The organism is Candidatus Hydrogenedentota bacterium, from assembly GCA_013359265.1.
GTDB lineage: Bacteria > Hydrogenedentota > Hydrogenedentia > Hydrogenedentales > SLHB01 > JABWCD01.
Genome location: JABWCD010000002.1, coordinates 117,234 through 138,045, shown reverse-complemented (window position 1 = coordinate 138,045; position 20,812 = coordinate 117,234). Strand labels below are relative to the sequence as shown.

Sequence of the window (20,812 nt, the reverse complement as noted above, 5' to 3'; positions counted from 1 at the left end):
GCATGATTTCGTGCTCCTGCCCGTGCTCGTCATTCGTAATCGAGCGTCAAAGTGCGAGTACGATGACGACGCACGAGCGCGACACGGAAAGGCGGAGGACGTGCTTTTGAAGCGCTCTAGCGTGCTACCGCGAAAAATTTGGAGGGGATCATGCCCGTAATTCGCACGACCGAAAACGAAATGGGCGCGGGCAACCGCCCGGACTGGTCCCGCGTTACCAGCGCGGGAATCTTTCGCGTGCCTGCAACGGGCGGCACATTCGATTGCCACTACCACGACTGCGACGAGTATTGGCTCATTTTCGCGGGCAAGGCAAAGGTGCTGTCCGAGGGGAACACCTACTACCTGAAGCGCGGGGACATCCTCTGCACCAAAGCGGGCGACGAGCATGACGTGATCGAAGTGTACGACGACCTCGAGGGGTTCTGGTTCGAGGACGCAACGCCGCCCGGCGGGCGAATCGGTCACTTGCACCGCGACGATGAAAAGGCGAAGGGCCATGCTGTTCCGTGTATGCCGTTGCCCGAGGACTTCCCCGCGTGAGCGATCCGTTGCGATACGTGCTCGTCGGCGTTGGCGGCTGGGGCGCACACTGGCGCACGGAAGTGCTGCCGCGCCTGCGCGAACTCGGACTGGCCTGCGCAGTGGGTGCGGTGGACATTCATCGCGAGGCGCTCATGCTCGCCAAGGAATCGCTCGGTCTCGACGACGCGCAACTATTCACCGATCCGGAAACGGCCTTGGCCCAAACCAGGCCGGACTTCGTGATTATTGTCGTACCTCCCGCGCACCACGAATCGGTCGTGGACTCCGCGGTCCGTCACGGCTGCCACATCCTCAGCGAAAAACCCATCGCCGATACGATGGAGGCCTGCGCGCGAATCTACAACAAGGTGCGCTCCGCGGGACTGAAGATGGCGGTGACCATGAGCCACCGCTTCGATCAGGACAAGCAAACGATCGAACGCGCTGTGAAGAGCGGCGCGTACGGCCCACTCAATTATGTTGTTCACCGGTTCACGCACAATTGCCGCGCGTTCGGCAGTTGGGGCGCCGCATTTCGCCATCAAATTCCCGACCCGCTGCTCGTCGAAGGCGCCGTACACCACTTCGATTGCCTTCGCGCGCTCGCGGCGTCGAACGCGCGCCGCGTGTACACCGTCGCGTGGAACCCGCCGTGGGGCGAATACGCCGGCGACTCGACTGCCCTTGTCACGATCGAAATGGAGAACGGCGTCCGCTGTTTCTACGAAGGCGCGAAAGCCAACGCGAGCACGATGAACGGCTGGGAGAACGATTACATCCGCGCGGAATGCCGCGACGGCACGCTGGAACTCGACGCGCGCGCCCTTCGCGTGCTTCGCGGGGGACCCTGGGAAGCGCCGGCATCGGTATCGGTTCCGCTCGCGGAACAGCCCGCGTGGAAAAATGCATGGCTGGCGGAGCTTTACGTGCGGTGGCTTGGGGGCGGCCCGGCGCCGGAGAATACTCTTGACGACAACATCCATTGCGCAGCGCTGCTGTTCGCCTCGATCGAATCGGCCCACACCGGCCGGCCGGTGGACGTAGCCGAATTTCTGGGCCGTTACGTCGACACTGCGTCCTGACGCCGATTCTCACAATTCACTGTTAGGTCCCCTGCGCGGCGCCACGCGCCACGGCCGTTGCGCGGCGGCGCAGTCATTTCTTATAGTGAAGTGCCCATGAATAACCTTTTCCAGATTCGCGAAATCTCCACGCTTTCGTTTAACGAGCGCGTTTTGCAGGAAGCGGAGGACAAGCGAAGCCCGCTCATGGAGCGCCTGAAGTTCCTCGGCATCTTCTCGTCGAACATGGACGAGTTCTTCAAGGTGCGCGTCGCGAGCATCCACCGCCGGCTCGAGATGGGAAAGAAAGGAATGGCCGATGTGCTCGAAATCATCGGCGACAAGACGCGCGAGTTGGACGAGCGGTTCCGCCAGGCGTACGCCGAGATCATTTCGGGCCTCGAAGCCGAAGGGATCAAGCTTCTCACCGAGACCGACCTCGCCGGCCAATCGGACCAACTGAAAGAGTGGGTCACCGACTATTTCTGCGCGAACGTGCTGCCGTTCGTCGTGCCCATCCTCATCCGCGAAGACCAACCGTTTCCCGCGTTGAAGGACGGCGCAGTCTACTTCGCGATCAAGATGTGGGGCGAAAAGACTCGGTACGCCGTTCTCGAGATTCCGCCCGAGGCCCCGCGTTTCGTGCAGTTGCCCAACGGCAACATCATGTACGTCGACGACGTCATCCGCTATTGTCTCGATCGGGTGTTCTACATCTTCGAGTACAGCCGCATCGAAGCGTTCGAGTTCAAGATTTCGCGCGACGCGGAACTCGACATCGACAACGATTTCTCCGAGGGCTACGTGCGCAAGATGGAGCGCGTGCTCAAGCAGCGCAAGGGCGGCCGCCCGACGCGGCTCGTGTACGACGCGACAATGCCGTCCGGCCTGCTGAAGCTGCTGCAAAAAGAACTGCGAATTATCAAGGACGACACGCTCATTCCCGGCGGGCGCTACCACAACATGAAGGACCTGATAAAGTTCCCATGTTCGCGCCCGGACCTCGCGTACCCGAAGCTCGATCCCGTGCCGCACCCGATCCTCGATGCGAACGTACGCACGCCCATGATAGACATTATCCGCAAACAGGACGTGCTCGTGACGTACCCGTACCAGTCGTTCGATCACGTCGTCCGGCTGTTGCGCGAGGCGGCGATCGATCCGAAGGTCGAGGAAATCCGCATGACAATGTACCGCGCGGCCACGCGTTCGCAAATCGTGAACGCGCTGGCGAACGCCGCGCGGAACGGCAAACGCATCTTCGTTTCGATCGAGTTGCAGGCGCGGTTCGACGAGCAGAACAACATCAAGATTTCCGAGTTCCTTACCGAACTCGGCGCGCAGGTCGCATACGGTCTGCCTCCGATGAAGACGCACGCGAAATTGCTCCTCATCAAGCGCAAGGGCGGCGCGATCGCGGGGTACTCCACGGGCAATTTCAACGAGGCGACCGGACGGCTTTACGTCGATTGCATGCTCTTCACCGCGGACAAGCGGCTGACCGCCGAAGCGGAGGAAGTCTTCGCCTTCCTCGACCGGGCGTCGAAAATGCACACCGTGGCCGAACCGAAGTTCAAGCATTTGATGGTGTCGCCGTTTACGACGCGCAAGATGCTGACGAAACTCATCGCGCGGGAAAAAGCGAAGGGGCCTGACGGGTACATCTGCCTAAAGGTCAATCACCTAACCGACCTAAAGATTATCGAGAAGATTCGCGAAGCCGCGGACGCCGGGGTGCAGATGCACCTGATCGTGCGCACGACCTACGCCATGCTGCCTCACCCCAACATTCGCGCAATCTCGATCTTGGACCGGTTCCTCGAACACCAGCGGATTTTCATCTTTGGCCGCGGCGAGGACCGCCGCGTGTACATGAGTTCGTCCGACCTGATGGAACGCAACCTCGACTGGCGCGTCGAGGTCGCGTTTCCTGTATACGACCCGCACCTCATGCAGGAAATCGTCGACGTCGTGGCGTTGCAGGTCGCCGACACCTTCAAAGCGCGCGAGCTCGACGAGTTTCAGTCGAACAAGTACGTCGTGAACGGCGCCGGATCGCACCAGGCCCAGGTCGAAACCTACCAGTACTACAAAGAACTCGCCCATCAGGCGAAGCTGCTCGACGAAATCCCCGCGCATTCGCTGAGTTGATCCGCGCGCCGGTACGGCGCCTCCCTCGGACCGAAGGCCCTCGGAATCAGGACAAGATCGGAAGGCACCCCTGCAAGTCGCGCATGAGGCGGGCGTGTTCCGTATCCCCCTCGAGATCGTAGGCGTGAATGAGATTATTCAATACGCGGCGGATAATATCCGCCGGCTGCGTCGGCTCGGCCAACGCGCGCCACAGCCGCGCCGGCATTTGCGATCGGATTGCGCCGATTTCCTTGTCGGTCAAGAGCCGTCCGCCGTCGAAGCAATCGAAGAAGACCGTTCTCCCGCCCATCTTCGCGCGCGCGAGGAAATGTCCCGGCGCGCAGCACCCTTCGATCGCGATGCCGCAGCGCGCGCCGACGAGCATGTAGATGCACGCCAGGCTGATGGGTAGGCCGGCCCCGTGTTGTATCACGTGGATGAGATTGCTGTTCATCGGCGCATAGTACTCGTCGCGATTTCCGCGCAGTTGTTTGGCCCCGAAGAGAAAGCGGCTCAACGAAAGCGCATCGCGCGTGTGGCAGGTCGTCAGATAATCGCGCGCCAGATCGTCCAGCAGTTCGCGCAGCGTAACCGGCGGCGTCCAACCGTATTGGAATTGCGCCAGAAGCTCGAACGCGGTCTCGAGTTGCGCGCTCGGATCGGCGAGTTTCGGCCACGCCGACCACGCGTCCCACCGCGATTCCGCGTTGCGGTGCGCCGCGATGAGGCGTTCCGCGGCCCGGCGCTGCACCGGCGAAAGCTGGTCTACCAGCGCGCGCACTTCGTCCTCGAGCGACGGCCCGAACGAAAGCAACTCGCGCAGTACAAGTTCGCGCACATCGTGCGACGCACCGTCGAGCAAGTCGATCAAATGCGGAATGTCACTACGATTCGCCATGAAAAGCAGCCTTGGTCCGCTCGAAGTATGCCACAGAACGGCCTGTGATATCATCTCGCCGGCGCATGCAATCGTCGCGGTTCGGCAGGCGCAACGGTCCATCCACACGCAATGGGAGGAGTTTAATTTCCGTGCAGGCTACCCTGGCGTCCGGCGTAACGCGCACACTCGTGCTGGCGGCAGTGCTTGGTTGCCTTCGCGTGCTGGCGGACGCGCCGCCGAACGTGCGCACCATGCTCCCACAGATTCACGCGGAGGACATTCGGCGGCACGTGTACTACCTCGCATCCGAGGAATTGCAGGGCCGGCTTACAGGGACCGAGGGCGAAAAGCTCGCGACCAGCTACGTTGCCGATGTGTTCAAAACCCTCGGCCTGAAACCAGCCGGCGATAACGGCGACTACTTCGATTCGTTCGAGTTCACCGCCGGCGTGTCGTTGGGCGAGGGCAATGCGCTAACGCTTAGCGCCGGGAAAGCGCAGTCCACTTTTGCCGTGGATACCGACTGGCGCCCGCTCGCCTTCTCGAAGCCGGGCGCGACGGAGGCGGGCGTTGTCTTCGCCGGCTACGGCATCGTCGCCCCCACGCACGAAGAACAGGCCGAGTACGATTCGTACGTGCATCTGGACGTGCAGGACAAATGGGTGCTCGTCCTCCGTTTCATTCCGGAAAGCGTCCCCGCGCCGCGCAGGCAACACTTCAACCGGTACGCCGGGCTGCGCTACAAAGCCATGCTCGCGCGTGATCGCGGCGCAAAGGGGTTGCTCGTCGTGAGCGGCCCCAACTCGAAGGTCTCGCAGCCACTGGTCGCGCTGAATTTCGACGCGTCGTTCTCCGGATCGAGCATCGCCGCGATCAGCGTTACCGATACGGTTGCGGACGCACTTCTGAAACGTGCGGGCAAGTCACTGAAAGAATTGCAGGACGCGTTGGATACCGGCGATCCCGTTATGGGATTTCCCATTCCGGACGCAATGCTCACCGCGAACGTAGCCATTCAACAGGAAAGACGCACGGGGCGAAACGTGCTGGGACGTCTCGATCCGCCCTCGGGCAAGACCGAATCCATGGTCGTCGTCGGCGCGCACATCGATCACCTTGGACCCGATGCATCGACCGGATCGCTCGCGCGGGACGACGAGCGCGAACGGATTCATTACGGCGGAGACGACAATGCGTCGGGCGTCGCGGGCGTACTCGAGATCGCGCAGTGGTTTGTCAGTACCGATATCGCCGAACGGCCGAGCCACAGCATCTTGTTCGCCGCGTGGTCGGGCGAGGAACTGGGCCTGCTCGGATCGGCCCACTACACGCGGGAATTTGCGGAACAGTTAAACGCCGACACGATATCGCCCGCGATCCGCGCGTACGTGAACATGGACATGATCGGGCGGTTGCGGGACAGTGTCGTAATCGGCGGCATCGGGTCGAGTTCAATCTGGAACGACGAGATCGAAGCCGCAAACAAAGGTGGCATCGTTTCCGTCTCGACGCAGGACGACAGCTACCTGCCGACCGATGCGACGTCGTTCTTCGTGAAGGGCGTTCCGTTCATCAACGCGTTCACCGGCGCCCACGAGGATTACCACACGCCGCGCGACACCGCCGAGAAGGTGAATTGCGAAGGCGCGGCGAGCGTGGCGCAGCTTATGGCGAACATCACCCGGTCGCTCGCGAACCGCGCGGAGCCGCCGGACTACATCGGCCAGGCAAAACCGCAGGGTAGCGGCACGAACACAGGGCTGCGCGCGACGCTCGGTACCATTCCCGACTACGGTCAGAGCGGCGTATTGGGCGTGCTGCTTGCCGGCGTTCGAGAAGGCGGGCCTGCCGCCGCGGCGGGGGTCAGGGGCGGCGATATCATCGTCGAACTCGGCGGGATGAAAGTCGAGAACATTTACGACTACACCTATGCGATCGAAGCGCTGAAAATCGGCGAATCCGTGACCATCGCCGTAACGCGCGAAGGCCAACGAATCGAACTGAGGATCACGCCGGCGCCACGGGAGTAGCCGGGAAAAAGAGTGGGAGCAATGGGAGCCATGAGAGCTATGGGACAAGCCTAATGACGGGGCGGAAACGTCCGCACGAGACTGACGGTCACGCCGCTGCTGGTTGCGTCATGCCCAGTCGCGGTAGTTCCGCGTCTGACTGCTCTCACAACTCGGATCCGGCAGGTGGTCCTAATTACTCCCGTGCATCGCGTGACACGCAACGGCTGCTTCCGAAGCGTGGCAACTATCGGAAGCTGATCACGTACCGAAAGGCGGAAGTCATCTTTGACATCACGTACCACTTCTGCGAACGGTTCCTGAGATTTCCCGACAGAACGATTGGCCAGATGGTACAGGCCGCACGCTCGGCCAAACAGAACATTGTCGAAGGAAGCAAAGCTGGAACAACTTCGCGCGAGACCGAAATCAGACTGACCAATGTTGCCCGCGCAAGCTTCGAGGAATTACTTCTTGATTACCGCGACTTCTTGCGCGTTCGTGGTCACGAGATTTGGGAGAAAGACAGCCGCAAAGCGCAGCATGCCCGGAAGATGGGAATGAAGTCACCGCTGAGCTACGAGGATTTCCGCGAAATTGTGGAAACACGCAACGCAGACATTGTGGCCAATGTCGCAATTTGCCTAATCTTTCAGGCCACATACCTTCTTGATCGGCAGTTGGCCAGCCTCGGGCGATCGTTCCTCGAGGAAGGCGGTTTTCGCGAGCACATGACCCGTGAGCGGCTTAAGGCGAGGTATAACCGAAGTACGAATCCTGATAAGGAGGTCGAGGAATGAGAGATTCGGTTCCAGCAAGTGCGCCGGATGCGCATACCCGGCTTCCTATTGCTCCCATAGCTCACATTGCTCCCATTCTTCAATCCGCTTCGTTTTGTTTTGCCCTGCTTCTCTTGGCCACCGCCTCCGCTTCCGCCCACGAAGGCCCGCACGGGCCCGCGCTCGACGACGCCGAGCGTCTCGAAATCTTCATGGACGGCGTCGTAAACACGGTCATGTACCAGCGCCGGATTCCAGGTGCGGTGGTGGCCGTTGTGAAAGACGGGCGCGTGCTGATGAACAAGGGATACGGCTACGCGAACGCGGAGACGAAAGCGCCGGTTTCGCCGGACAGCACGCTGTTTCGAATCGCGTCGGTCACGAAGACCGTCAATGCGACAGCGGTAATGCAGTTGGTCGAACAGGGCAAGTTTGATCTGAACGACGAGGTAAACGCGCTGCTGGAGCGGTACAACGCACCGCTGCGCATCGCCGAGCATTACCCCACGAAGGTCCGGCTGCTTGACCTCATCAACCATACCGCGGGGTTCGACGAACGCGCCATTGGGATGTCGCGGCTGGCGATTTCCGACGTGCCCGCGCTCGGCGCGTACCTCGCCGCGCGCATGCCGCCGCAAGTCATGGAACCGCGATCGACCATAAGCTACTCGAATCACGGTGTCGCGCTCGCGGGCTATCTCGTCGAACTCGCGTCGGGCGAACCGTACAACGCCTACGTGCGCGATCACATCTACATCCCGGCAGGCATGACCCATTCGAGCATGGAGTGGAACGATACCATCGCTCCGAACATCGCGCAGGGATATCAGGTGCCCGGCGGACAGTTGAAACCGGTGCCGTTCGATCACATCTGCATCCCGCCTGCGGGCGGCATGCTCAGCAGCGGCGCGGATATGGCACGCTTCATGATCATGCATTTGCAGAAGGGACAGATCGATCTCGTCCGCATCTTGCAGGAAAACTCAATCGACGAAATGCACTCCGAACAGTACTCGCAAGACCCGCGACTCAACGCGTGGATGGCCGTCGGATTCTTTAGAGGCACGCGCAACGGCCACCGCTTCCTCGAACACGGCGGCGACCTGAACGGTTTTGCGAGCCGAATTTTTCTGTTGCCGGACGACGGCGTCGGCATATTTACGTCGTGCAACGTGGACGATGATGCGCTGCGCGGCGCGATTGTCGGCCAGTTCATGGACCGCTATTTCGCCGAGCCTGACAAAACGGACCCGGCGGCGGATCTGGACTTGGCCCAGCGCATCAAGGACCGATGTGCCGGGTCGTACCGCAGCAACCGGTTCGCGCGTCACTCGATCGAAAAACTGCAGACTTTGGTCGCGCAGACGCGTGTGACCGTGGATGACAAGGGCAACGTGTCGGTTGCCGGCTCGAGCGGCGATCCAAAGCGATACGCGGCCACCCATCCGGACGTCATCACCGACGTGCGCACCGGCAATGCCGCGGTATTTCGGCTGGGCAATGACGGGAACGCGACCCACCTGCTGACCGGCGAAGGCGCGCTCGAACGATTGGAGTGGTACGAAGAACAGCGCTGGCAATACCTCTTCATCGGTGCAATGCTGCTGATTTCCGCGTCCGCGGTGGTGTGCTGGCCGGCCGCGTACATATGGCGCCGGCGCAGGACGAATGCCGCGCGGCGCGCCCCGGCGTGCTACCGCGTCACCGCGTGGGCGCTCGCCGCGCTCGCCCTGTTCCTGCTCGTCGTGCTCGGCCAGACGCTATTAACGCTCGACCAATGGGAATTCACCTACGGCATGCCCGAACGCATCATCTACCTGCTGTTCTTGCCGCCCGTGCTGTCACTTGGCGCGGCGCTGCTTGCGGTCAACGTCCTTGCTATCTGGTGGCGCGGCTACTGGTCCGGTTGGGTGCGGCTGCACTACACCTTGGTCGCTGTTGCATGCGCGGGCCTCGTTCCGTTCTTCCTGTACTGGAACCTGCTCGGATTCAATTGGTAGTAATGGACGGCGCGCGGGCTATCGAATTTCAAGTCTCTAATTTGAAATGTCAGATTTGCGGCTGACCTCCGTTGTGTTTGCGCGATCCGATCGCCCAGGTCCGGTTCGATTTGTGACGCGCGAATGGTCTCCGTTCCCATTACTCCGAAATCGCACGCCCCAAAAAAAGAGCGTGGCCCCCGAATCTGACGGGGACCACGCGAAATTCAATGTGATCGAATCCTACAGCTTCTCGAGCGGCGCGCCTTCGTACATGATCTTGTCGCCCTCGATCGTTGCTTCGTACACCGTACCGCCCGCGTCGATCGAAAGCTTGTTGCTATCGATCTTCCACGTGCCTTCCGTGTCGTCGTTGATTTTCACGACGCCGCCCTCTTGGAACGCGAGCACATAACCCGCCGCGCTCCACTTCGTGCCGATTATCGTCGTCGCGTCAAGCGCAACGCCCGCGGCCGGCGCGGCTGCCGGGTCGGCCGGCGTCGACGCAGGCGCGGCGTCTTCAGGCTTCTTCTCTTCCATCGTCGCGTCTGATGGCGCGGCGTCGGACGGGGCGGGGGCCGCGTCGGCGGGCTTCGCTTCGTCCGCCGGCTTCGGCGCGTCGGCGGGTTTCGCCGCATCCGCCGCCGGGGCGCTGTCCGCCGGTTTGGCCGCGTCGCCGCCACCGCAACCCGCGATGAGCGCAACAGCCATCACCACCAAAAACGGGACCATCGCAAGCCGAGCGAACTTCAACATAATTCCATTCTCCTTCCCGCGGGCGAATTCCCACAGATTTTGCGTCATGGCGCACAGCAACGTGCGCAGCCCTATCTCAATAGCATACACGCACGAATCTATCCACTTCAAAAACGCGCCGCGCAAGGTGTGCTATACTTGCTGTGCGTTGCAAGGCCGCGCGCGAACCGCTCGTGCCGCGCCGGCCCGCCGCCGCTAGAAGTGAAGGGCCCATGAAGGTAGACATTCACTGCCGAACGGAGCGCTACTCGCCTGGCTCCAAGATTGCCCCGAAGGAACTCATCCAGATGGCAGAGGCCGCTGGCTACGATGCCGTATTCCTCACCGACCGGGGAAAGGTCTGGTCCAGCCGCGAACTGGCCGCCATGAACGAAATGTGCGACCGCCTGCGCATCCTGCCCGGAATCGAGATCGCCCTACCCGAAGGGATGGATATTCTGGTCCTGGGCGCGGACAACCCGGTGTACGAATCGCTTACGACGCCCAGCGAGGTGTTCGCACAGGCCTGCGCCGACGGTTACCTAACCGTCATCGCGCAGGCGGGCGAACGATCCGGCAAACTACCGAAATTTTGCGCACTCGCGGACGCGGTCGAGACCGTCACCTGCCGCCAGCCCGACCCCGCGCGCACCAAGGGCCTGCACGAATACGGAGCCTCCCACCGCATGGCCGAGTTGTACGCGTCGGAAGCGGAAGGGCTGAACTACCTGAACCGGCATTGGGTCGAAACCCTCGAGCCATTCGCCACACCGCAGGAATTCCGGCACATCGTCGTTGCGCGGCGCTACGAGAACCGATCGCGCGAATCGGCCGAACTCATCGTCCCCGGCCAGAAAGCCGCCACGCTCGCCGAGCTTTCCGAAGCGGACATGATGGCGCTCTACATCCAACCGACACTGCAATCGTTGAATCCGTAAGAGGGGGAGGCAATGACTTACAGAGGACACGTGCGTAACGGCGTGATCGTGTTGGACGATCGGCAATGCCTTCCGGAAGGCACCGAAGTGGCCGTCGAAGTAACGTCCACGTCCGAGAACGATACGTGGGTGGAGCGGCTGAAGGATGTAATTGGGTCGGTCGACGACCTCCCCGATGACATGGCGGCCAATCATGATCACTATCTTCATGGCGCTCCCAGGAAATGATGGAAGTCTTTGCGGATAGCTACTACTTTTTCGCTATTCTGAATCCAAAAGACTCGGCCCACTCGGCAGCGGTCGAGTTCTCTCGCAAGGAAACGAGGGACTTGGTCACGACTTCCGCAGTACTTACTGAAGTTGGCGATGGCTTGGCCGTCACCCGGAATCGTGCCGCATTCGCGCGCCTGCTGGCACAACTCGCGTCTAATCCCAGGAGCACCATCGTCCAAACAACTTCCGAACTTTTCGCCAAAGGCGCCGAGTTATATGACCGCATGGAGGACAAAGAGTGGTCCCTAACGGACTGCATATCCTTCGTCGTCATGCGCGAGCGTGGGATCGTCGAGGCTTGGACCGGCGACAAGCATTTTCGGCAGGCCGGTTTCATACCGCTGGCGATTGTCCCTTGAATTTCCTTCGTGGTAGTTAGACAGTAGGGCCACCGTGGAACTCTCGCGGCGGCGCGTGTATAACATACGCGTGCGTGACGCGGGGTGAAGGCGGAACACCCCTGGGAGAGGACGCGCACAATTACATCCGAGGGATGCCCATGAAATCCAGCCACCGCTTCGTCATCTACATCGCGATGGTCCTGTTCTCCATCGTCTCCATCTGGACGACCTACGTGAGCCTGCGCGATTCCATCCTCCCGAAGCCGACCTTCCCCGTCACCTTCGCGCCGGGCCAGGTCCACGATCTCTCCGTGTTTGCGCTGGCGCTGTCCGTCGCCATCGGGTTGATGCTGTTTGCCCTGAAACTGTCGATTATCGACGGTCACAAGCGGCTCAACATCTTCGGCATTATCGGCCTGACGGTCGTCGCGTCGATCTCGATTGCGTTCAATATGGACGTCCTCTATCGCACCGCCGACCAGCAGTTCTTCTTGAACTACTCCGAGAGTAAAGTGCGCACGGCCTACGAAGACTACCTCACGTCCACCCAGGCCAAGCTAAACGAACGCAAACAGGAACTGGAAAAACAGGTCGCGCGCCAGGAAGGCGAACTCGAATCCGAGATCAAGGGCCTGCGCGAAAAGCCCGCGGGCTACGGCACCGAAGCGCGCAAGGAAGAATACGAACTGACCCTCCTCGAAAAAACCGCCCAAGTCGAACTGCAGAACATCCTCGCCGCGCAGGAAAAGAAAAAGGACGTCGATGCGGTGCTCGTTCAGGCAAGCGTCACAAAACTCGATGACGTGATGAAGTTGCAGGACGACCTGCGCGTGCAAATCAAAGACTTCGCCGCGCTGGCCGGTACACCGATGCCTCCTGCCGTAAAACTCGAATCGCCCCTCTTCGCCGTGTTCCAGAAGTTGTTTGACTTCCGCACTGCCGGTCCGCTCGAGTACCTGATCCTCGCGCTGGGATTCCTTCTGGACTTGGCGGACATCGTCGGCTACTCGCTCATCCCGACCGAGAAAAATAGAAAAGAAAAGAAGTCGCCGGCCATTTGGGCCGCCGTGCCCGAGCATCTTCCCGGGCCCGAGGTCATTACCTCGCCGACGCCAAGCGCAGTCGTCATTGAACCCGTCGCCGTCGGCGCAGAACCTATGCTCGCGGATTCCGCGGAGGGTGATCTGTTTCCCGATATCGTCCCCTCGTCGCCGCGCCCGCGCAGAAAGCCGTTCCGCTTCCGCCGCTAGCGCGCATTCCGGCTGGTGCAGGTTTACGGCGCCCTCTGGTACGTTTGCACAGAATCCACATCTACCTAACCCGGCGCAGCCGACTTAGGTTCAATCAAATCGAGCCTTCCCGCTCAAAAAACTGCGACAGATACTGGTCCTGGATTCCCTCCCGAAACCTTGACGTGATCTGAAGCAAATCGATATGTTACATAGCTGCGTTTTCGTGCTTCGTGCTCGTGCTCGCGCTCGTAATCGTGCTCGTAATCGTATTCGTACACTCGATGTGCACCGAAAACTACAGAGCATACCGGCTGCGACACGTCTTAAATTGCGCGAATGCTCATGACAACATCAACCCGATTCGATTCATTTTCAAGCCCCACCACTATCCCTGCGGCGTTCGCCTGATTTCCGTGACGTCTTTCCGTATCACTTCTCCCGGGAACGTCAGCGTATTCGGCCAGAGCATCCGGCCCGGGTAAATCGAGGTATTAATGCCCGTGTGCACGTGATCCCCGATGATTGCGCCAAACTTCTGCCGCCCCGTGTCCACCCGCGCGCCCTTCACCATCGCGTTGATGTGTTTCGCGTCGTGCCGGAAGTTCGCGGTGATGGTCCCCGCGCCGACGTTCGAATGTTCGCCGATGACACTGTCGCCCACGTAGCTGAGGTGCGGCACGTGGGCGTGATCAAAGAGGATCGAATTCTTGATCTCTACCGCGTGACCGACTTTGCAGCGGTCCCCGATCGTCGTACACGGGCGAATGAAACAATTCGGCCCGACGCTCGCACCCTCGCCGATATACACCGGCCCGTCGATGACCGCGCCGCTGCGCACCACCGCGCCCTTCGCGACGTACACGCGCCCGTTGACGTGCGCGTACGGGCTGACCTCGCCCTCGATCGTGTGTTCGAGATAGTTTTCGAGCCAATACTCGTTTGCCGAAAGCAGATGCCACGGATACCCAATCGGCAGCCAGTACCCCAGCATCTCGATCACGCGAAACTTCCCGCAATCGGCAAGCGCCTGCACCGCGGACGTAATCTCGATTTCGCCCCGTTCGGATTTCGGCGTCGTCTCGAGCAGATCGAACACGTTCGGCTGAAACTTGTACACGCCGACATTGGCCAGATTCGAGAATACCTCCGCCGGCTTTTCGACAATCCGTTTCGCGTACCCGTCGGAAGTGACTTCGTAAATCCCGTACAACCGCGGATCGTCTACGTGCTTTGCCAACGCGCCCTGCTCGATATCCGCCAGCCGCTTCAAGTCGCCCGCGTCGTAGAGATCGTCCCCATTCATCGCGATAAACGGCCCGCGCACCGCGTTCTTGCATTGGAGAACGGCATGTCCCGTGCCAAGTTGCTCGGTCTGGTACACGTACTTGATCGCGGTCCCGTTCCGGCTCGCGCCAAACTGTCGTTCGATCATGTCCTTGCGATACCAGACCACGAGGATCACCTCGTCCACCAGCCCCGCCAACGCGTCGATCTGATGGTCGAGTATCGTCCTGTTCGCAATCTTCAACAACGGCTTCGGCCGCGTCAGCGTCAACGGATACGTCCGCGTACTCTGCCCCGCCGCCATGATCACTGCCTGCATTAGGTCTCCCTCGTGCTCGTGCTCGTGCTCGTGCTCGTGCTCGTAATCGTAATCGTAATCGTAATCGTAATCGAACTAGCCCCGATTCAATGGCATTGCCGCCACGCTACTCGCCATACCCGCCCCCACCCGGCGTCTCGATGGTCACAATGTCTCCCGCCTCGACGCGTACCGTCGCGTGGCCCTGCAGTTCCGTCGTCACGCCACTCCGGGTGAGCAGGTTTCGCCCCGGCGCGCCGGGCGCGCCGCCATTCAGCCCGAACGGTTGCGTGCTCCGCCGTTCGGTAAGCAGCGACACCTGCATCGGTTCGAGGAACTCGATGCTCCGCCGCGCGCCGTCTCCCCCGCGCCATTTGCCCGCGCCGCCGGACCCGCGCCGGATACCGAATTCGCGCACAACGACGGGATAACGCCGTTCGAGCACTTCGGGATCGGTGATGCGCGTATTGGTCATATGAATGTGCACGCCGCTCGCGCCGTCAAACCCATCGCCCGCGCCCGCGCCGCCGCAGATGGTCTCGTAGTAGCCGAACGTCTCGTTGCCGAACAGGAAATTGTTCATTGTCCCCTGGCCTGCTGCGAGCACGCCCAGCGCACCGTACAGCACGTCGCACACGCGCTGCGACGTCTCGACGTTTCCCCCCACGACCGCGGCCGGATACTGCGGGTTCAGCAGCGAACCCTCCGGGATACGAATCTCGATGGGCTCAAGGCATCCGCCGTTCAGCGGAATCTCCTTCGCGATCAACGTGCGAAACACGTACAGCACCGCGGCGATCGTGACCGCGGGCGGCGCGTTCAGGTTGGAGTTCAACTGCGCGTCCGTTTCGGCAAAATCGACGACCGCGCGATCCCCATCAATTGCAATCGAGCACACGATCCGCGCGCCACAATCCAGCCTGTCCTCGAATCGGTGCACGCCATCCGGCAGCGACGCGATCGCCGCGCGCATGCATGCCGCCGCGTTCGCGCGAACATGCCCCATATACGCGTGCACGACGTCGAGCGAATACTTGCCGCACAGTTCGCATAACAACCGCACGCCCTGATTGTTCGCGGCGATCTGCGCGCGCAGATCGGAAAGACGCTCGTCGATGTTGCGCGCAGCGTATTTTCCAGATATCAACAGGCTGCCAAACTCGCGTTCGCGAAACTCGCCGCCGCGCACGAGCAACTCGTTTCGTATGACCACGCCCTCGTCATCGAGCGTCGTGGAAAACGGCGGCATCGATCCCGGCGCGATCCCCCCGATGTCCGCGTGATGTCCACGGTTCGCAACGAAGAAAATGCGCTTCCCGGAGTCGTCGAACACAGGCGTCACCACCGTCACGTCGGGCAGGTGCGAGCCGCCCGCGTATGGGTCGTTCGTCGCGTACACGTCGCCCGGCCGCATATCGGCGTCGCGTGCCGCAATCACGGCCTTCACCGATTCGCCCATCGCGCCGAGGTGCACGGGAATGTGGTGCGCGTTCGCGACCAGTTCGCCGCGCGGATCGAACACCGCGCACGAAAAGTCGAGCCGTTCCTTGATGTTCACCGAATGCGCCACGCGCTCGAGCATCGATCCCATTTGCTCGGCTATCGATGCGAACGCGTTGTTGAAGATTTCCAGCAGCACCGGATCGCTATTCGTTCCGGCAGCGCTTGCCGCTGCGGCGGGGTCCTCGCGATGCAAATGGCAATACGCGCAACCGCCGTCTTCGCGCAGCGAAACCGACCATCCGGGGTCCGCCACAATCGTCGTATTCGCGTGCGCAATCAGGCGCGTTGCGGCCACATCGCCATCGTCATCCGTCGCATTCACGACGGCGTCGCGTTCCGCACGCGTATGTCCGCGATCGCCGATGGTCGTCAGGCGCACCGTGACAATCTCCACTGGCGCCTGCGCCATCGTATAGCCATGCAGGCGCGCATATTCCGTCTCGAACTCCGCGCGCACCTCCCCCGCGGGATACGCCACGGTCAACGTCGCGTCCGTTCCCGCGTACCGGACCTCCAGGTCCGCGCGATGCCGAATCCGCTCTGCCGGTACGCCTTGCGCCTGCACCTGCGCCGCGCCCGACGCCGTAAGCCTTGCGACAATCGAGTCCAACGTCTCAAAGACCGACGCATCCAATCCGCACAGCACCGGCTCCACCTGGTTGTGCTCGATGTCTGCGGTCCCAATTCCGTACGCGCTGAACACCGCCGCGTCGCGCGGCACCAGTACGTCCCTGATGCCGAGCGCGTCCGCCACGCCGCACGCGTGCTGCGGGCCCGCGCTCCCAAAACACACGAGGGCGTACTCCCGCGGATCGATTCCGTTCGCCGCCGCGATTTCCTTGATGGGCCGCGCCATGTTCTCGTTCGCCACGCGCACGAATCCCATCGCCACGTCCTCGACGGACATGACGCGGCCGTCCTCGCGTTCAATCTGACGTGCAATAGTTTCGATCGCGCTGTGTGCCGCCGCGATTGCCGCATCTTCGCTTTCCGCAAGCGATTTCATCGACCACAACCGGACCCGGCCCAGCACGACGTTGGCGTCGGTAATCGTTGCGGGGCCGCCCCGCCCGTAACACGCGGGCCCCGGATTCGCGCCCGCGCTCTCCGGTCCGACCGTAAACCGGCCATCGCGAAACGACAGAATTGAACCCCCACCCGCCGCCACGGTGTCGATGTGAAACATCGGCGCGCGCACGCGCACGCCCGCCACGCGCTTCTCGTACGCAAGGACCGCGTGTTCGTCGATGCGAGATACGTCCGTTGACGTCCCGCCCATATCGAACGCGATCAGTTTCTTGAAACGTGTCCGTTGCAGCAGGTCGCGGCACGCCACAACGCCGCCCGCCGGACCGGAGAGAATCGCGTCCTTCCCGCGAAATAGCTCCGCATCCACCAGCCCGCCCGAGGACTTCATGAACTTCAGGCGCACATCCGGCCCGAGTTCCTGACGCAGCGTCGCGGCGTAGTCGCGAATCACCGGCGTCAGGTACGCATCCACCAGCGTCGTGTCGCCGCGCGGCACCGCCTTGATCTCGTTCGCAACGCGATGGCTCAGACTGACGTTGCGAAATCCGAACGGCGCGGCGATGCGCTCAACCGCCAGTTCGTGCTCCGGATTCGCGTGACTGTTCAGCAGCACGACCGCCAGCGATTCGATGTGCGCGGCACGAAACCGCTGCAACGCCCGCTCCGCACTCGACACGTCGAGCGGCACGCGCACGGTCCCATCCGCCAGGATTCGTTCGTCCACCTCCGCAATCACAGCAGCGAGCGACGACGGCTTCACGATCTCGAGCGCGAACAGCTTCGGCCGGTCCTGGTACCCGATTTCGAGCAGGTCCTGAAACCCGCGCGTGATCAATAGACCAACCCGCGCGCCCTTGCGCTCGAGCAACGCATTCGTGGCCAGCGTCGTCCCGATATACACCCCTTCAATCGCGCCGGAAGGAATCGGCGCGCCATCCGCCAACGAGAAGTGCCGGCGAATCGCGTGCACCGCCGCGTCCGCGTACTCGGCAGGATTCTCGCTCAGGTACTTGTACGTCGCATCGCCGCCCACAGCACTGGGGACGTACACGTCCGTAAACGTCCCCCCGCGATCGATCCAGAATTCTCGGCCCATTTGTTCAACCACTCGCGTACGTTGCCGTTAATCGGCAGTGTAAGTGCAAGGAGGTTGCGATTGCATCAGGCGCTTATGCGATGATTCCCGGCCAGCGGATCGATTTGACCTGCGGTGTCGCGGAACCGGTCTGCATTCGGTGAAAGCAAGACAGTAGGTGGCAGTGAGTAGAACTTCGCAAGGGCGAATAGTTCCAACGGATCGCTATCCCTTCGCGATCATGAAGAGCGAAATCCACGGCGTTGGTGTTTTCACACTCGCAAATCTTCCCGCGCGGAAGAAGATCGGCGAACTTACCGGCCCGCTGTTGCCGCTGCGCGTAGCACGTAGAAAGGTCCGGCGCCAACGGCGCATCTTCCTCGTCGAAATCGACGACCGATGCGCGCTCGATTGTTCAGGAGGCAGCCACCTCGGCCACGTCAATCACTGCTGCAAACCCAACTGCTACCTGCGCATCATCGGCAAGCGCGTCGAGATGTACACGCTCCGCCGCGTCCGCGCGAACACCGAACTCACCATCGACTATGGCGCAACCCCCCACGCCAACGGAATGGCCTGCGCCTGCGGCCTGCCAAACTGCAAGGGCCGGCTATGAATCCGGCGGCTTCGCGCCGCGCACCTGCTCCAGCCCCGCCGCCGCATCGGGAAAATCCGGGCGTAGGCGCAGCGCCTCTTCGAACGCGCGCGTAGCGTCTTCCGTGCGGCCGGCGTTGAGGAGCGCGATACCGTAGTTGTAATGCGCATCCGCGTTGTCCGGTGCGCGCCGCACCGCGTCGGCAAGCGTCTCGACGGATTGCTGCGTGTTGTTCAGCATGCCCTCGATGATGCCGAGGTTCAGCAGCGCGTCGTTCTGCTTCGGATTGATCTCCAGCGCCTTCAACAAATACATGCGCGCGTCCGGCAACAGGTTTTTCTGCATCAGCGCGCGGCCCAGATTGGTGTACGCATCCGCCGGCTTTTCATAGACCGACGTCGCCGCATTCAGATACGGAATCGATTCGTCGACGCGATCCAGCAGCAGCAACGCCGTGCCAAGGTTAAACGCGCCGTCGCGATCGAGTGGGTTCAGCTCTATCGCCCGCTGGAAGTGCGGCAGGGCGCTGGCGACGTCCCCGCCCTTCGCGTGCGCGAGACCCAATACCTTGTGCGCGATGCTGCTGCGCGGCGAAACCTCGATCGTCCGCGTGAACAGCACGATGCTGTCTTTCCAATACAGCGTTTGCCGATACGTAGCGGCCGCAAGAACGAAAATCAGGATCGCACAAACCGCAATGCAAGCGCGCTGAATCGCCGTACGTCCTTCGACGATCTCGCCCACGGTCCAGACGATCGCGATCGTCACGCCAACGACCGTCACATACGTGTACCGGTCCGCATACGCTTGATTGCCCACCTGCACAATCCCGATCACCGGGACCAACGTGCCGACGTACCAGAACCATCCCGTGAAGCAATAGGGTCGCGTCCGCATCAGCAGAAACGCCGCGACGCTGATAGCCGCCAGCAGCACTCCGCACAATACAACGCGTGCAGTCGAATAGTCCGTCATCGGATAGTGCGGCGCGAGATCGACCGGCACAAAAAGCTGCTGCAGATACATCACGTATGCAACGATCACATTCTCGATGCGCTGCGCGAACGTCACGCTCTCCATTCCGCGCACGGCGCCCGAATCGCGCTGCACGACAAATGTGACCGCGCACGACACCGCGCTCAACGCGAACAGCGGCAGCTTTTCGATCGTGAGTTTCGGGATCGCGCGCGCGAAATCGCGCACCCGTGCGCCACTCCCCGCGCGCCGCAGCGGCCAGTAGTCGAGCAGCAACAACAGAAACGGCAGCGTCACCGGCATCGGTTTCGCCAGCAGCGCCAGGGCGTACCACACCAGCATCCGCGCATAGGTGAACGCACGTTTTCGCTCCGCAAACTTCACGTACGCGCCCATCGCGAGGAACATGAAGAACGTGCTCAACACGTCTTTGCGCTCGGACACCCACGCCACCGACTCGACGCGCAGCGGATGCACGGCAAACAGCGCCGCGACGATGAAGCTACGCCACGGCGCACCCGTCATCGCAGTCAGCAGACGAAACAGAAGACAGACATTTGCTGCGTGGAACAGCAAGTTCACCGCGTGGTGCCCGCGCGGATTCAATCCGAACATCGACACATCGAGCTGGTGCGACAGCACCGTCAGCGGATGATAATTGCCGGAGACAATCGCCGTCGCCGCGTACCGGATGCCCTCCGCCGTCAGCCCGAGCTTTACCCCCGGATTGGACGTCACATAAAGCGTATCGTCCAGCCGAATGAAATCCAGCGAGAACACCGGCCAAAACGCCACCAGCGTAATCGCGCACAACGCCGCGTACGCGCCGGCGCGCTCGGCAAACATGGTATTCGCTTTGGTGTCGCTCACGGCTCTGTTCGTGCCCTTCGGAATGAATCGCGCGCGATCATACACAATAGCGGTGTGGGGGTGGGGCGAGGCTTCGTCCGAGCCGTGTTCGGTTGTGTTGGAGCAAGGCTTCGTCCGAGCCATGTTCGGTTGGGGTGGGGCAAGGCTTCGTCCGAGCCGTATTCGGTTGGGGTGGGGCGAGGCTTCGTCCGAGCCGTATTTGGTTAGGGTGGGGCGAGGCTTCGTCCGAGCCGTATTTGGTTCGGGTGGGGCGAGGCTTCGCCCGAGCCGTATTTGGTTAGGGTGGGGCGAGGCTTCG

At 61.6% G+C, this 20,812-nt stretch carries 16 protein-coding genes; 11 read left to right on the top strand and 5 right to left on the bottom strand.

The annotated features are described in order from the left end of the window. The first annotated feature begins 150 nt into the window (after positions 1-150). The 3 genes from HUU46_01700 to ppk1 all read left to right on the top strand — a co-directional run bounded on the left by HUU46_01700 (position 151) and on the right by ppk1 (position 3,737). Positions 151-543 carry a cupin domain-containing protein gene (locus HUU46_01700; protein NUM52334.1) on the top strand — a complete coding sequence of 131 codons (393 nt, stop codon included), beginning with the start codon at positions 151-153 and terminating at the stop codon, positions 541-543. Beyond that, positions 540-1,607 (top strand): Gfo/Idh/MocA family oxidoreductase, encoded by a 1,068-nt coding sequence (locus HUU46_01695; GenBank protein ID NUM52333.1) that lies wholly within the window; start codon positions 540-542, stop codon positions 1,605-1,607. Before HUU46_01700 ends, HUU46_01695 begins: the two co-directional genes overlap by 4 nt. A gap of 96 nt (positions 1,608-1,703) precedes the next feature. Then, complete coding sequence (ppk1, locus tag HUU46_01690; GenBank protein NUM52332.1) at positions 1,704-3,737, top strand: polyphosphate kinase 1; 2,034 nt, start codon at positions 1,704-1,706, stop codon at positions 3,735-3,737. 46 nt (positions 3,738-3,783) lie between these two features. On the opposite strand, the gene HUU46_01685 is transcribed toward ppk1, so the two are convergent. Then, positions 3,784-4,617, bottom strand: coding sequence for a hypothetical protein (locus HUU46_01685; GenBank protein NUM52331.1), 834 nt, complete (start codon positions 4,615-4,617; stop codon positions 3,784-3,786). A gap of 131 nt (positions 4,618-4,748) precedes the next feature. Here HUU46_01685 and HUU46_01680 point away from each other — a divergent pair, with 131 nt between their 5' ends. The 3 genes from HUU46_01680 (at position 4,749) to HUU46_01670 (ending at position 9,387) form a co-directional block, all read left to right on the top strand. Beyond that, complete coding sequence (locus tag HUU46_01680; GenBank protein ID NUM52330.1) at positions 4,749-6,629, top strand: M28 family peptidase; 1,881 nt, start codon at positions 4,749-4,751, stop codon at positions 6,627-6,629. Positions 6,630-6,739: 110 nt separating this feature from the next. Further along, positions 6,740-7,408, top strand: coding sequence for a four helix bundle protein (locus tag HUU46_01675; protein NUM52329.1), 669 nt, complete (start codon positions 6,740-6,742; stop codon positions 7,406-7,408). Further along, positions 7,405-9,387, top strand: coding sequence for a beta-lactamase family protein (locus HUU46_01670; protein ID NUM52328.1), 1,983 nt, complete (start codon positions 7,405-7,407; stop codon positions 9,385-9,387). The genes HUU46_01675 and HUU46_01670 overlap by 4 nt, the downstream gene beginning before the upstream one ends. Positions 9,388-9,609: 222 nt before the next feature. On the opposite strand, the gene HUU46_01665 is transcribed toward HUU46_01670, so the two are convergent. After that, positions 9,610-10,122: a hypothetical protein gene (locus HUU46_01665; protein NUM52327.1), complete on the bottom strand. Its 513-nt coding sequence runs from the start codon at positions 10,120-10,122 to the stop codon at positions 9,610-9,612. 212 nt (positions 10,123-10,334) lie between these two features. Here HUU46_01665 and HUU46_01660 point away from each other — a divergent pair, with 212 nt between their 5' ends. From HUU46_01660 to HUU46_01645, 4 genes are all read left to right on the top strand, one after another. Then, the gene (locus tag HUU46_01660) at positions 10,335-11,039 is read left to right on the top strand and encodes a PHP domain-containing protein (protein ID NUM52326.1); all 705 of its coding nucleotides are present in this window, start codon (positions 10,335-10,337) and stop codon (positions 11,037-11,039) included. Positions 11,040-11,051: 12 nt separating this feature from the next. After that, positions 11,052-11,267 carry a hypothetical protein gene (locus tag HUU46_01655; GenBank protein ID NUM52325.1) on the top strand — a complete coding sequence of 72 codons (216 nt, stop codon included), beginning with the start codon at positions 11,052-11,054 and terminating at the stop codon, positions 11,265-11,267. Further along, positions 11,264-11,671, top strand: a complete 408-nt coding sequence (locus HUU46_01650) for a type II toxin-antitoxin system VapC family toxin (GenBank protein ID NUM52324.1) — start codon at positions 11,264-11,266, stop codon at positions 11,669-11,671. Before HUU46_01655 ends, HUU46_01650 begins: the two co-directional genes overlap by 4 nt. 140 nt (positions 11,672-11,811) lie before the next feature. Further along, positions 11,812-12,903, top strand: a complete 1,092-nt coding sequence (locus tag HUU46_01645; protein ID NUM52323.1) for a hypothetical protein — start codon at positions 11,812-11,814, stop codon at positions 12,901-12,903. Between the two features lie 367 nt (positions 12,904-13,270). Here the strand turns inward: HUU46_01645 and HUU46_01640 are convergent, their stop codons facing one another. Beyond that, a complete protein-coding gene (locus HUU46_01640) occupies positions 13,271-14,488 on the bottom strand; it encodes an NTP transferase domain-containing protein (GenBank protein ID NUM52322.1) in 1,218 nt (405 codons plus the stop codon). Between the two features lie 106 nt (positions 14,489-14,594). After that, positions 14,595-18,095, bottom strand: a complete 3,501-nt coding sequence (locus HUU46_01635; GenBank protein NUM52321.1) for a hydantoinase B/oxoprolinase family protein — start codon at positions 18,093-18,095, stop codon at positions 14,595-14,597. Between the two features lie 163 nt (positions 18,096-18,258). On the opposite strand from HUU46_01635, the gene HUU46_01630 reads away from it, so the two are divergent. Next, positions 18,259-18,690 carry an SET domain-containing protein-lysine N-methyltransferase gene (locus HUU46_01630; protein NUM52320.1) on the top strand — a complete coding sequence of 144 codons (432 nt, stop codon included), beginning with the start codon at positions 18,259-18,261 and terminating at the stop codon, positions 18,688-18,690. On the opposite strand, the gene HUU46_01625 is transcribed toward HUU46_01630, so the two are convergent. Further along, positions 18,685-20,514, bottom strand: coding sequence for a tetratricopeptide repeat protein (locus HUU46_01625; protein NUM52319.1), 1,830 nt, complete (start codon positions 20,512-20,514; stop codon positions 18,685-18,687). The genes HUU46_01630 and HUU46_01625 overlap by 6 nt on opposite strands. Between the last annotated feature and the right edge of the window lie 298 nt (positions 20,515-20,812).

What these genes read in the sequence shown, in the direction of transcription:
- HUU46_01700 (NUM52334.1), top strand. Translation starts at nt 151, where the DNA reads ATGCCCGTAATTCGCACGACCGAAAACGAAATGGGCGCGGGCAACCGC.
- ppk1 (NUM52332.1), top strand. Translation starts at nt 1,704, where the DNA reads ATGAATAACCTTTTCCAGATTCGCGAAATCTCCACGCTTTCGTTTAAC.
- HUU46_01685 (NUM52331.1), bottom strand. Translation starts at nt 4,617, where the DNA reads ATGGCGAATCGTAGTGACATTCCGCATTTGATCGACTTGCTCGACGGT.
- HUU46_01675 (NUM52329.1), top strand. Translation starts at nt 6,740, where the DNA reads ATGCCCAGTCGCGGTAGTTCCGCGTCTGACTGCTCTCACAACTCGGAT.
- HUU46_01670 (NUM52328.1), top strand. Translation starts at nt 7,405, where the DNA reads ATGAGAGATTCGGTTCCAGCAAGTGCGCCGGATGCGCATACCCGGCTT.
- HUU46_01665 (NUM52327.1), bottom strand. Translation starts at nt 10,122, where the DNA reads ATGTTGAAGTTCGCTCGGCTTGCGATGGTCCCGTTTTTGGTGGTGATG.
- HUU46_01660 (NUM52326.1), top strand. Translation starts at nt 10,335, where the DNA reads ATGAAGGTAGACATTCACTGCCGAACGGAGCGCTACTCGCCTGGCTCC.
- HUU46_01655 (NUM52325.1), top strand. Translation starts at nt 11,052, where the DNA reads ATGACTTACAGAGGACACGTGCGTAACGGCGTGATCGTGTTGGACGAT.
- HUU46_01650 (NUM52324.1), top strand. Translation starts at nt 11,264, where the DNA reads ATGATGGAAGTCTTTGCGGATAGCTACTACTTTTTCGCTATTCTGAAT.
- HUU46_01645 (NUM52323.1), top strand. Translation starts at nt 11,812, where the DNA reads ATGAAATCCAGCCACCGCTTCGTCATCTACATCGCGATGGTCCTGTTC.
- HUU46_01640 (NUM52322.1), bottom strand. Translation starts at nt 14,488, where the DNA reads ATGCAGGCAGTGATCATGGCGGCGGGGCAGAGTACGCGGACGTATCCG.
- HUU46_01635 (NUM52321.1), bottom strand. Translation starts at nt 18,095, where the DNA reads ATGGGCCGAGAATTCTGGATCGATCGCGGGGGGACGTTTACGGACGTG.